We start from the raw sequence: 12454 nt of genomic DNA on the forward strand, positions 1-12454 counted from the left end.
GCTTAAGACGATTCAGAACGGCCATTGGACCAGTCGCATTCAATTGGAAATTCGGATTCAGAACTCGATTCCATTGACTGAAACTATTAAATGCCGCAGACGCCCCCCCTCCACAAACCTTGACGCCCCTGCAGCCGTCCGCAATTACCCCGAGCTGCCGCCAGACACAAAAAAGACCGGCTCGGAAGCCGGGTCATAGTGTCGTCGGGCGCCCTCATGCCCGCGACACGATCCGCATGCTTTGGAGCCAGGTTTCGTACGGCACGATGTATCGATGGTGGGCCTGGATGGCCGCCGCACGCGCCGAGCGGTGCTCAGCGCGCGTCATTCACAACACCCTACTTTGGCCTGGCCAGCACCCCGTTAGATCGCTCTAACCGAAAACATGCATGGAGATTACGATCTCCCCAAGTACCGCAGGCCATCCATGATCGCGATCAGGATAAGCGCACGATCGGCGGACGGGGCCGCTGCTCTTGTGCTGCGATGCTCGCCTCCGTGATCCAAGAAGTGCGCAATCATGTCGCGTCGATCAACACACGTGGCCTCCACATGCTCGCACAAGTACACATCGCGCCCTGCCTGCAGGCGGATCTCGGCCCAAACGACTGAGTCGACGTTGCTCGAATGGCAGCGCGCATACAGCAAGGCGAACTGCTGTTGAACGGCTCGAACGATACCGCGGCATCCTGCATTAACGTCTCCAGATTGTCTTGAATGTCGCGATGCTTGACGCGAAGCAGTTCGACGAAAAGCTCACGCGTACTCCTGAAGTTCGAGTAGAACGCGCCGCGCGTGTACCCGGCGCGCGCCACGATGTCCTCGACGCTCGATGCCGCCAGTCCCTTCTCGGCGATGCACGGCGCGGCAGCATCGAGCAGATCCCGACGGGTGAGTGAGCGGCTTTCCGCACGTGTCATCCGCGTGGGCCGCATGTTCCAGAGTACGTATCGCACCAAGAACAGTGACGACGACGTCCCCCCGCCAACGCGTCGGCACGTTCGGCCGTTATCGACCGGCGACGGCCTCAGGCGCCGGCCCTTGCCATCCTCCGCCGAGCGCCTTGAACGCAGCCACCGACGCCCGGGCCGCTTCCGTTTTCGCCTGCACGCGCTCGTCCGAAGCACGCAGCAGGCTTTCATCGGCCTGCAACACCTCGATCAGGCTGACGACGCCTTTCTGGTATGCCGCGAACGACGCGGCCCTCGCGCGGCCGAGCGATTCGACGCCGTCGGCGAGCACGGCCGCCTGTTCGTCGCGTTTGACGAGCGCCGAGAACGCGTTCTCGACGTCCTCGGTCGCATGCAGCGCCGCGAGCCGATACGCGGCCAGCATTTCGGCATCCTTCCCTTTGGCGTCGGCAATCTGCGCATTGATGCGCCCGAAGTCGAACAAACGCCAGCGCAGGCCGAGCACGCCGGCAGCCTGGTTCGCGCCGCCGGCGAACAGGTTGCCCGCGCCCATCGTCGTCGCGCTGCCGATCAACCCGCTCAGCGAGAACTTCGGGTAATACTCGGCAATGGCCACGCCGATGCGCGCGTTCGACGCCGCAAGGCGCCGCTCGGCGACGATCAGGTCCGGCCGCCGCCTGAGAAGTTCGCCCGGCGTTCCCGTCGCCGCGATCCGCGGTGCAACCGGCACGTCACCGCCGTCGAGCAATTCCGCTCGATACGTACCGGGTTGCGAGCCGAGCATCACGTCGAGCGCATTCATCGCCGCGTCCAGCGCCGCTTCGAGTACCGGCACCGTGGCACGAACCTGAGCGAGCGCACCTTCGGCCTGCCTGACCTGAAGCTCCGCCGCGAGCCCCTTTCCATACAGCAGATTGATGGTCGACAACAGATCCTGTTCGGTCTGCACCTGATGCCGCGCGACCTTCAGCCGGCCCTGCAACCCGCGAATCGTGATGTAGATGTCCGCCGTCTGCGCGGCCACGGCAAGGCGCGTGGCGACCGCCGCTGCTTCGGAGGCCTGATAGTCGGCGAGCGCGGCTTCCCGCCCACGGCGCAACCCGCCGAACACGTCCACCTCCCAGCTCGCGTTGAAATCGGCCTCGTAGTCGCTGCCGTGACGGTCGAAACCGGGCGTGGAATTCAGCACGCGCCCCAACGGCGTTTCGACCGACTGGTAGACACGCGCGGCTTGACCGGTCACATTGCCCGAAGGCAACAGCGCTGCATTGGCCGCACCGAGCCCGGCACGCGCTTGCGTGACGCGTGCCGCGGCCTGCGCGAGATCGAGGTTCTGCGCGAGCGCGAGCGTGACGAACCGGGTCAACTGCGGATCGCCGAAGCCTGTCCACCAAGTCGCGAGCTCCGCCTCGGCCGCCGCGCGCCGCTGCTCCACGGCACTCTGGCCCTGGAAGCGCTGCGGCATGGCGATGTCCGGGCGCACGTAGTCGGGACCGACGGCACATCCCGCCGACAGGAGCGCGGCGAGCACCGCGGCAACGATGGGTTTCGGTAGCATGACGGTTTCAGCCGAGATCAGGTGGTGACTATAATACCAAATAGTCACTCGTTGTCCATCCCTGCCAGCCGCAATCCATGAAAGAAACCACCGCTTCCCCCGCGCCCGCGCGCGGCCCGGCCGATCACGACGTGCGCGATCAGATCGTGGCTGCCGCCACCGAGCACTTCAGCCGGTATGGCTACGAGAAGACGACCGTGTCCGACCTCGCGAAGTCCATCGGTTTCTCGAAGGCCTATATCTACAAGTTCTTCGAATCGAAACAGGCGATCGGCGAGATGATCTGCGCGAACTGCCTGCACGAAATCGAAACCGACGTGCGCACCGCCGTCGCCGAAGCGGAACGGCCCACCGAAAAGCTGCGGCGCATGTTCAAGGTCTTTACGGAAGCGAGCCTGCGGCTGTTCTTCCGCGACCGCAAGCTGTACGACATCGCCGCGTCGGCCGCGACCGGCAACTGGCAGTCGGTGCAGGCCTATGAGGCGCGCGTGCAGCAACTGCTGCAGGAGGTGCTGCAGGCGGGCCGGCAAAGCGGCGAGTTCGAGCGCAAGACGCCGCTGGACGAAACCGCGACGGCGATCTACCTCGTGATGCGGCCGTACCTGAATCCGCTGCTGCTGCAATACAACCTCGACACGACCGACGCCGCGCCCGCGCAGCTGTCGAGCCTGGTACTCCGCAGCCTCGCCCCTTGAACCGGCACCATTTGTGACCATTGACTATATTGGTCACTAGATACACAATGAAAGCCCCGATCACTTCGTCAGTGGGTCTTTCATGGTCCGGCGTCGCCTCGCTCTCCTCGCAGTCGCTTCCGCACTGCCCCTCGCGCTAGCCGCCTGCAGCGGAAAAGCGCCGTCCGATCCGCGCACGGAGGCGCCGCTCGTGCGCACTGCCATCGTCCAGGCAGCCGCGCCCGCGTTCCGCTCGTTTACCGGCACCGTCGCCGCCCGGGTGCAGAGCGACCTCGGGTTCCGGGTGTCCGGCAAGGTGCTGGAGCGGCTCGTCGATACCGGGCAAACCGTCCGGCGCGGCCAGCTCCTGATGCGAATCGATCCCGTCGACCTGAAGCTCGCGGCGCGCGCACGCGACGAAGCCGTGACCGCGGCACGGGCACGCGCGCGGCAGACCGCCGAGGACGAAGCGCGCTACCGCGACCTGCGCGGCACCGGCGCGATATCGGCCTCCGCTTATGACCAGGTCAAGGCAGCGGCCGATGCCGCGCAAGCCCAGCTGAGCGCCGCCGAGGCCGACGCCGGCGTCGCACGCAATGCGACCGGCTATGCGGAACTCGTCGCGGACGGCGACGGCGTCGTGATGGACACGCTCGCGGAGCCCGGCCAGGTCGTCAGCGCCGGCCAGCCGGTCGTGCGGCTCGCGCACGCCGGCAGCCGGGAAGCCGTGATCCAGTTACCGGAAACCCTGCGCCCCGCGGTCGGCTCCGTCGCGCAGGCCGAGCTGTTCGGCAAGCCGGGCTCGAGCGTCCCCGCCACGCTGCGCCAGCTTTCCGATACCGCCGATGCGCGTACGCGCACGTTCGAGGCGCGCTACGTGCTGCAAGGCCCGCTGGCTGCCGCGCCGCTGGGCGCGACCGTCACGATCCGCCTACCGGACGACGCACGCGTGACGCCGCAGGCCGGCCTGCAGGTGCCGATCGGCGCGCTGCTGGACGGGGGCAAAGGGCCCGGCGTGTGGGTCGTCGCAGGCGAGCCGGCCAAGGTGGGATGGCGGCCGGTCACGGTCGAGCATGTGGACGACGACAGCGCGCGCGTGTCCGGCGCACTCAGGCAAGGCGAGCGGGTCGTCGCGCTCGGTGCGCAGTTGCTGCATGACGGCGATGTGGTTCGCGTGGCCGCACCGGCCGCCACGCTCGCGAGCAAAGGAGCACGACCTTGAGCGAACGCCGCTTCAACCTGTCGGCGCTCGCGGTGCGCGAGCGCGCGATCACACTGTTCCTGATCTGCCTGATTTCGCTCGCGGGGCTCGTGTCGTTCTTCAAGCTCGGCCGCGCGGAAGACCCGGCCTTCACCGTCAAGGTGATGACCATCGTCACCGCATGGCCGGGCGCGACCGCGCAGGAAATGCACGACCAGGTAGCCGAAAAGATCGAAAAGCGCATGCAGGAGCTGCGCTGGTACGACCGCAGCGAAACCTACACGCGCCCCGGCCTCGCGTTCACGACGCTGACGTTGCTCGACAGCACGCCGCCGTCCGAGGTGCAGGAGCAGTTCTATCAGGCGCGCAAGAAGATCGGCGACGTGACGAACGATCTGCCGGCCGGCGTGATCGGCCCGCTGGTCAACGACGAATACGCGGACGTCACGTTCGCGCTGTTCGCGCTGAAGGCCAAGGGCGAACCGCAGCGCCTGCTGGTGCGCGATGCGGAGACGCAGCGCCAGCGCCTGCTGCATGTGCCGGGCGTGAAGAAGGTCGACATCATCGGCGAACAGGCGGAGCGCATCTACGTGCAGCTGTCGCACGACCGGCTCGCAACGCTCGGCGTGAGCCCGCAGGACGTGTTTGCCGCGCTCAACGGCCAGAACCTGCTGACGCCGGCCGGCTCCGTCGAGACGCGCGGGCCGGAGATCTTCATTCGCGTGGACGGCGCGTTCGACACGCTGCAGAAAATTCGCGACACGCCGATCGTCGCACAGGGCCGCACGCTGAAACTGTCCGACATCGCGACCGTCGAGCGCGGCTACGAAGACCCGTCCACGTTCCTGATTCGCAACAACGGCGAACCCGCGCTGCTGCTCGGCGTCGTGATGCGCGACGGCTGGAACGGGCTCGAGCTCGGCCGCGCGCTGGACCGGGAAGTCGGCGCGATCAACGCGGCGCTGCCGCTCGGCATGAGCCTGACCAAGGTCACCGACCAGTCCGTGAACATCAGCTCCGCCGTCGACGAGTTCATGGTCAAGTTCTTCGCCGCGCTGCTCGTCGTGATGCTGGTGAGCTTCGTCAGCATGGGCTGGCGCGTGGGCCTCGTCGTCGCCGCGGCCGTGCCGCTGACGCTGGCCGTGGTGTTCGTCGTGATGGCCGCCACCGGCAAGAACTTCGACCGCATCACGCTCGGCTCGCTGATCCTCGCGCTCGGGCTGCTGGTCGACGACGCGATCATCGCGATCGAGATGATGGTCGTGAAGATGGAGGAAGGCTACGACCGCGTGGCCGCGTCGGCGTATGCGTGGAGCCATACGGCCGCGCCGATGCTGGCCGGCACGCTGGTCACCGCGGTCGGCTTCATGCCGAACGGCTTCGCGCGCTCCACCGCCGGCGAATACACCAGCAACATGTTCTGGATCGTCGGAATCGCGCTGATCGCCTCGTGGGTCGTCGCCGTCGCGTTCACGCCGTACCTCGGCGTGAAGATGCTGCCGAACCTCAAGAAGTTCGAAGGCGGCCACGATGCGATCTACGACACGCCCCGCTACAACCGCTTCCGGCAACTGCTGACGCGCGTGATCGCCCGCAAATGGCTCGTCGCCGGGTCGGTCGTCGCCCTCTTCGTGCTCGCGATTCTCGGCATGGCGATCGTCAAGAAGCAGTTTTTCCCGATCTCCGATCGCCCCGAGGTGCTGATCGAGGTGCAGATGCCGTACGGCACGTCGATTTCGCAAACGAGCGCCGCCACGTCGAAGGTCGAGGCGTGGCTCGCGAAGCAGAAGGAGGCGAGGATCGTCACCGCGTACGTCGGCCAGGGCGCGCCGCGTTTTTATCTGGCGATGGGGCCGGAACTGCCCGATCCGTCGTTCGCGAAGATCGTGATCCGCACCGACAGCCAGGACGAGCGCGACGCGTTGAAGGCGCGCCTGCGGCGGGCCATCGCCGACGGCCTCGCGCCCGACGCGCGCGTGCGCGTGACGCAGCTCGTGTTCGGTCCGTATTCGCCGTTCCCGGTGGCCTACCGGATCACGGGCCCCGATCCGGACACGCTGCGCGGCATCGCGACGGATGTCGAGCGTGTGATGAACGGCAGCCCGATGATGCGCACGGTCAATGCGGACTGGGGCACGCGCGCGCCGACGCTGCACTTCACGTTGCAGCAGGACCGCCTGCAGGCAGTCGGGTTGACCTCCAGCGCGGTCGCGCAGCAGCTGCAGTTCCTGCTGACCGGGGTGCCCGTCACCGCGGTGCGCGAGGATATCCGGACCGTACAGGTGATCGCGCGCTCGGGCGGCGATGCGCGGCTCGACCCGGCGCGGCTCGACGACTTCACGCTCGCCGGCGCGAACGGACAGCGCATCCCGCTGTCGCAGGTCGGCAAGGTCGATGTGCGGATGGAGGAGCCGATCATGCGCTGGCGCGACCGCGTGCCGACGCTCACGGTGCGCGGCGACATCGCCGACGGCCTGCAGCCGCCGGACGTGTCGGCCGCGATCACGAAGCAGCTTCAGCCGATCGTCGCCGCGCTGCCGAGCGGCTATCGAATCGAGGAAGCCGGCTCCATCGAGGAATCCGGCAAGGCCACGAAGGCGATGCTGCCGCTCTTCCCGATCATGCTGGCGGTCACGCTCGTCATCATCATCTTCCAGGTGCGCTCGATCTCCGCGATGGTGATGGTGTTCATGACGAGCCCGCTCGGCTTGATCGGCGTGGTGCCGACGCTGATCCTGTTCGGGCAGCCGTTCGGCATCAATGCGCTGGTCGGCCTCATCGCGCTGTCGGGGATCCTGATGCGCAACACGCTGATCCTGATCGGCCAGATCCACCAGAACGAACAGGCGGGGCTGGATCCGTTCCACGCGGTCGTCGAAGCGACCGTGCAGCGGGCGCGCCCGGTGATTCTCACCGCGATGGCGGCCGTGCTCGCGTTCATTCCGCTCACGCATTCGGTGTTTTGGGGCACGCTCGCGTACACGCTGATCGGCGGCACGTTCGCCGGGACGATCCTCACGCTGATGTTCCTGCCGGCGATGTACGCGATCTGGTTCAGGATCCGGCCCGACCCTGCCTCCGCGGCCCGCCACGGCCGTGAACCGGCAACGCCCGGCGAGACCGCACTTCAGCCCGTGCTGGACGCGCGCGATTGATTACTCCGCCCCATTCACCGTATCAAAGGAAGCAGCCATGTCGAATTCCACCGTTGTCGTCGTGACCGGCGTGTCGTCGGGCATCGGGCGCGCCGCCGCAGAACGATTCGCCAAACGCGGGTGCCGCGTGTTCGGCACCGTGCGCGGCATCGCGCGAACGGCGCCGGTTGCCGGCGTCGAGCTGATCGAGATGGACGTGCGTGACGACGCGTCCGTTCGATCCGGATTCCAGACGATCATCGACCGCGCCGCGCGTATCGACGTGCTCGTGAACAACGCGGGCATGAGCCTGATCGGCGCGGTGGAGGAAACGTCGGTGGACGAGGCAGCGGCCCTGTTCGACACCAACGTATTCAGCCTCCTGCGTACGACCCATGCGGTGCTTCCGCACATGCGGGCGCAACGGCGCGGCCGGATCGTCAATGTCAGCTCGGTGCTCGGCTTCCTGCCGGCGCCCTATATGGGGCTTTATTCGGCATCCAAACATGCGGTGGAAGGTTTGACCGAATCGCTCGATCACGAACTGCGCCAGTTCGGCATTCGCGCGACGCTGGTCGAGCCGTCGTTTACGCGGACCCACCTGGACGTCAATGCGCCGCAGGCCAGCGCGCCGATCGCCGAGTACGACCGCGAGCGCACGCTTGCGTCGCGCGCCGTCGTCGACAGCGTGAAAACCGCGCCGCTCCCCGAGGGCGTGGCCGCCACCATCGTCGACGCGGCGCTCGGCGCGTGGCGGATGCGCCGCACGCCGGCCGGCGAGGCGTCGCTGCTGCGCAAGTTGCGGCGCTTCATGCCTGCCGGCCCGGTCGATGCAAGCCTGCGGAAGAAATTCCATCTCGCGTGACACGGCGGGCCGACGAAACATGCTTGAACGAGGTATCCACCATGGAAATCGGCATCATTGGAACCGGCGTATGCTGCGGCGCAAGCGCGCGCGCTCGGCGGATCAGCGGTTCGGATATGCCCACGCCGAGCGCTGCCTCGGAATCGTGCTTGCGTGATAACAAGGCGGTTGTGCGAAATCTGAGTTTGAGCGGGCAATCGGGACCTAGTGGTAAGGTTCCTTGCCATACAAGCGCTGCCGCACGATCAATTCATGTCGTGGCGTGGGTGACGGTCTTTCCTCACGAGGGCGTTGACCTCTTACTCAGGGTCCATTTCCCGTACAACCTGGCTGAGGGCTGGGACCTGGAGCAAGGTGACAGCGCAGGTCGAACTGCGCACTTACCAGTGGTCAAGGTATTGCGTCGACATCCAAAAAACACCCGATTGGCGACAGGCTTGCGTGCGCCAAAGTCCCCTGGCACACAGTAATAACGGTCGCGACGTTGTGCCACATGCACATCCGCGCCCCCCTGAATTACGCACCCATCGCGTGCAGCATGCTGCTGCGCACGGCCAGCGGCAATTGTGAACCACCAACATCGACTTCGTACGACGACAAAACAGTAAATCACGCTCACGACCGTCGCGTCGCTCCTCCCTACAGCGCTACCCAGTTAGAATAATAGATTAACAACAACTTGCGAGTGCGATCTCGCACCACAGATGAACCTTCTACCGATCATTACATCCCTGCTTTCGTTCGCAGGCGGCAGTGTTTCGTCAACGTTATTGGTACGCCACCTTGATCGTCGCCGTTTGAAGTACGCAGCGGACGGGATTACGGTAATGGAGATGCGCGACACCGTTAAAGGATTGGACATTAAGCATAATGGGAATGAGATCGAGCGGCTGACCAGATCTCACGTGTGGCTTTGGAATGCCGGAAGAAAGGCAATTCGACCAAGCGACGTGATCACCGCCAATCCGCTGAAGGTGATCTATCCCGAGGCACAGCTGCTGAACCTGGCCTTGCTTCATCCAAGCGAGGGAGCAATCGGTTTTCGTACGGTACAACTTGATGATGGCGCCTGGCTCATCGAATTTGATCACTGGGAAGCCAAGCACGGTGTCGTCCTCGAGGCTCTACATACGTCTACTCGAGTCGTACCCAAAATCACCGGTTCGATCGACGGTCTACAGCCAATCCAAGCACTCGGTCGAATCGACATCGGATCCTTCTTGTCAAGGAGGCGGCGGACTTTCCGTCGCTGGGCTCCCAGTCTTGCCGTTATCACTTTTTTCACCGGAGCTTGGGCTGCATACCGCTTAAACCTCACGTTTGATCCCAAATCATTACTCGCGCTGGGTTTGATGTTGCCCGGCGAAATTCTTCTGATTATTTCATTTTCCATTGGATTCGGTAATTTTAGCATTCCAAGAGAACTACGAGAATTCAATAAAGCGATGACGAGTAGATAAAGCGATAAAAAATCATCAGATCACAGCGCAATTTATTTTTCAACAAACTTAACAGCAACTGAATCGCGAACCACTCTACCGGTGGGACCGTTGCATCAATGTCACTGCCCCTACTTGTACCACGGTGTCATGCCCGACTCACATTCTCGCAGCTCATTGTTGCCCTCTGCAATGAGCTTGTGATGCTCGCCTCTACTCGTAAGTCCACCCCCACGAATGAACGCCTTGGAACGCATGGAGTACAGCACACGCATGTACGCCAATCGAAACGCAGTTCAAGTATAGATGCGCGTCGTCAGGAGCCACATGGGGAATCCACAACTTCCCCATAGTATCCAAGATCGTCTTCTGGCGACGCATTGCGTCGAAGAGTCGAGGTGATTCACTGAGGGGGAAATGTCCAAATTTATCCTGATCAATTAGATCCGCGAGATGAGTCGAACTTTCGATTAACCCAGGTGCAACCTCTGCATGATTCTTACGAAATTTCCCTAAATCTTCTTGAATTCCAACAAGCAGATCAGCGGATCTCGATCGATCTATTCGAGATTTCATTTCTGACACCAGTCGACAGAAATGTCGATCCACTTCCAACGTCTCTTCAATATATGAATTCACATCATTGAAGTATTTTCTCTCAAAGAGCCGACCACTACCTCCATCCTGCGCGTAGTGGTCAACGGACGGCTTGAGTTCATCTTCAATATGTACGAATCGATGCAATCTGAAATTGATATTTTCCGCATATTGCCACGCCAGTTGCCCCTTAAAAGCATAGAAAACCATCTCTGAACTTTCATGAAGCAAGTGCCGCAGCGGACGCCCCGCATGGCGATCCGCATCATACCCGTCTACACGATTGATGATATCAAGCAACGCATCGCCAGCGGTTCGGCTTAGCATCAGGATCTCCTCCTTATGCTTTCGCTTTATCTCACTCAAAGCGTCGCGATATCTTGCGTGTTGGTCTGATACCTGAGTACGGTATGCGTTTCCCAGAGTCGATTTTGCCAAATCGATCTGCTTTTTTGCATAGAATGCCGTGAGTGCAGAAACAACAAACGCGGCATAACCGAGGGAATTTGAAAGATCCAAGTTTATCACCGTAAAGTCGAAACTGACCTCAACAATCGAGTACCACAATGATCAACGCCGCCCCTCGACTGGTGGAAAGCTATAGACGTGAATAGACTAGCGAAATGGGCTTTGCTGGCTCCGGCACATGGGTAAAGCCGGACGCCATGATCACTGAAATTGCGACGACCGTTGTTGGATCGCTCGCTGCAGTCGCCGAGGCCTCCATTTCAGTTAGACTCTTGAGACGAAGCGATCGAGACATGGGGCCAACTACCGCTTTAAAATACCAAGTCGCGCAAGGGGATGAGATGACGACGTCATCAAGTAGTCTTATACAGCACCTGACCCGGTCGGGCCAGTACTCCGATCCATGGGGGCGGTACTATACCTCTGCTGAAGTCAGTCGCTCGCTAATCGAGCGCATCAAGGCACGCGAGCCCAAGCTGGTGCTTGAACTGGGTTCAGGCTCAGGATCTCTGTGTTCGGCTGCCGCGAGCCGATGGCGCGACGCACAACTGGTCACTGTCGATGTTGATCATCAGGCTCCGAAGCAACTAGCTGCTGAAGACTCAAAGCATATTCACTTTGTGCATGATGCGCTTGACGAAGCGCTCTCGGACAAAATCGGACTTTGCCCGGGTACCGTGGACGTCGCGGTCTGCAACCCGCCTTACATCCGGCCTCGGTGGCGATCCGACTTCGGCAAGATCCTTGAGGACGCGGGCCTTTCAGGCACTCTCGCCTCGATTCGGGACGCCGGCGCGGACCTACTTTTCTTGGCACAGAATCTGCGGCTGTTACGGCGCAATGGCAAGCTCGGATTGATTTTGCCGGATGGGCTGATCACCGCCGAGCGTTTCAGCGGCGTGCGGCAAGCTCTCGTGCGCCAACATAACGTTGAGCAAGTTGTTCAGCTTCCGCGCGGGGTGTTCAAGAACACTGAAGCCCAGACCTACCTAGCCGTGCTCTCCAAGATGGCTGGAGAGACCGAACATGTGATACTGCGGCAGATGGGGCACGACGGGCGTCTGAGCGAAGCTATCGAGGTCCCACAGGATCTCGCGGCCAAGCGGCTCGACTACACATTCCATGCGCGGCCGAACTTTCAAACGCACAGCGGCGCCCTTCAGCCGATCTCCGTGGGCACGGCCGCTACACATGTCGTGCGCGGGACGATTTGCTCGTCAGCGATCGCGACATTCCCGGCGCCGGTGTTCCATCTTAGCGATTTTGCTGAGTCTACAGTCGAGCAGACTGTTCGAGTCGTCCCCAAACGCTTCGCTCTCGGAAGACGATCCGCCACGATCGCATCGCAGGACGCACGCTTGGCACTACCCGGCGATATTCTTCTGGCGCGGATAGGCCGGAGACTCGAGCGCCAACTCGCGATCGTGGTCCACGGCCCATGCGTCATTAGCGACTGCGTCTTTGCTTTGCGCACGACCGACGAGCACCGGGAGAGGCTTTACCGTTTCTTTGATAGCGAAGCCGGCCGGCTTGCCCTCGCGACGTCGGCCCATGGCGTCGCGGCTAGGTTCTTATCAAAGACCAATCTCGTCGAAATCCAATTCTGA

At 62.7% G+C, this 12454-nt stretch carries 9 protein-coding genes; 6 read left to right on the plus strand and 3 right to left on the minus strand.

Annotation, left to right across the window (positions count from 1 at the left end; all coding sequences use genetic code 11):
- Positions 1-518: 518 nt before the first annotated feature.
- Both LGM89_RS24385 and LGM89_RS24390 read right to left on the minus strand, forming a co-directional pair.
- Positions 519-935: a TetR/AcrR family transcriptional regulator gene (locus LGM89_RS24385; RefSeq protein WP_089498270.1), complete on the minus strand. Its 417-nt coding sequence runs from the start codon at positions 933-935 to the stop codon at positions 519-521.
- A gap of 73 nt (positions 936-1008) precedes the next feature.
- Entirely contained in the window at positions 1009-2469 is a 1461-nt protein-coding gene (locus LGM89_RS24390) for an efflux transporter outer membrane subunit (protein WP_089498269.1), read from the minus strand.
- Between the two features lie 77 nt (positions 2470-2546).
- Here LGM89_RS24390 and LGM89_RS24395 point away from each other — a divergent pair, with 77 nt between their 5' ends.
- The 5 genes from LGM89_RS24395 to LGM89_RS24415 all read left to right on the plus strand — a co-directional run bounded on the left by LGM89_RS24395 (position 2547) and on the right by LGM89_RS24415 (position 9803).
- Positions 2547-3164: a TetR/AcrR family transcriptional regulator gene (locus tag LGM89_RS24395; RefSeq protein WP_089498268.1), complete on the plus strand. Its 618-nt coding sequence runs from the start codon at positions 2547-2549 to the stop codon at positions 3162-3164.
- A gap of 82 nt (positions 3165-3246) precedes the next feature.
- A complete protein-coding gene (locus LGM89_RS24400; protein WP_226274153.1) occupies positions 3247-4365 on the plus strand; it encodes an efflux RND transporter periplasmic adaptor subunit in 1119 nt (372 codons plus the stop codon).
- Complete coding sequence (locus LGM89_RS24405) at positions 4362-7499, plus strand: efflux RND transporter permease subunit (protein ID WP_226274154.1); 3138 nt, start codon at positions 4362-4364, stop codon at positions 7497-7499. Before LGM89_RS24400 ends, LGM89_RS24405 begins: the two co-directional genes overlap by 4 nt.
- 37 nt (positions 7500-7536) lie before the next feature.
- The gene (locus LGM89_RS24410) at positions 7537-8343 is read left to right on the plus strand and encodes an oxidoreductase (RefSeq protein ID WP_226274155.1); all 807 of its coding nucleotides are present in this window, start codon (positions 7537-7539) and stop codon (positions 8341-8343) included.
- A gap of 704 nt (positions 8344-9047) precedes the next feature.
- Positions 9048-9803, plus strand: coding sequence for a hypothetical protein (locus LGM89_RS24415; protein ID WP_144023152.1), 756 nt, complete (start codon positions 9048-9050; stop codon positions 9801-9803).
- A 192-nt stretch (positions 9804-9995) separates the two neighbouring features.
- Here LGM89_RS24415 and LGM89_RS24420 read toward each other — a convergent pair whose 3' ends face one another.
- Positions 9996-10898: a hypothetical protein gene (locus LGM89_RS24420; protein ID WP_144023151.1), complete on the minus strand. Its 903-nt coding sequence runs from the start codon at positions 10896-10898 to the stop codon at positions 9996-9998.
- Positions 10899-11188: 290 nt separating this feature from the next.
- On the opposite strand from LGM89_RS24420, the gene LGM89_RS24425 reads away from it, so the two are divergent.
- Positions 11189-12454, plus strand: coding sequence for a class I SAM-dependent DNA methyltransferase (locus LGM89_RS24425; RefSeq protein WP_179254954.1), 1266 nt, complete (start codon positions 11189-11191; stop codon positions 12452-12454).

This window comes from Burkholderia sp. AU31624, assembly GCF_020420065.1.
GTDB lineage: Bacteria > Pseudomonadota > Gammaproteobacteria > Burkholderiales > Burkholderiaceae > Burkholderia.

Coding starts and splice junctions, on each gene's coding strand:
- LGM89_RS24415 (WP_144023152.1), top strand. CDS start 9,048: ATGAACCTTCTACCGATCATTACATCCCTGCTTTCGTTCGCAGGCGGC.
- LGM89_RS24400 (WP_226274153.1), top strand. CDS start 3,247: ATGGTCCGGCGTCGCCTCGCTCTCCTCGCAGTCGCTTCCGCACTGCCC.
- LGM89_RS24425 (WP_179254954.1), top strand. CDS start 11,189: ATGACGACGTCATCAAGTAGTCTTATACAGCACCTGACCCGGTCGGGC.
- LGM89_RS24410 (WP_226274155.1), top strand. CDS start 7,537: ATGTCGAATTCCACCGTTGTCGTCGTGACCGGCGTGTCGTCGGGCATC.
- LGM89_RS24390 (WP_089498269.1), bottom strand. CDS start 2,469: ATGCTACCGAAACCCATCGTTGCCGCGGTGCTCGCCGCGCTCCTGTCG.
- LGM89_RS24395 (WP_089498268.1), top strand. CDS start 2,547: ATGAAAGAAACCACCGCTTCCCCCGCGCCCGCGCGCGGCCCGGCCGAT.
- LGM89_RS24385 (WP_089498270.1), bottom strand. CDS start 935: ATGCGGCCCACGCGGATGACACGTGCGGAAAGCCGCTCACTCACCCGT.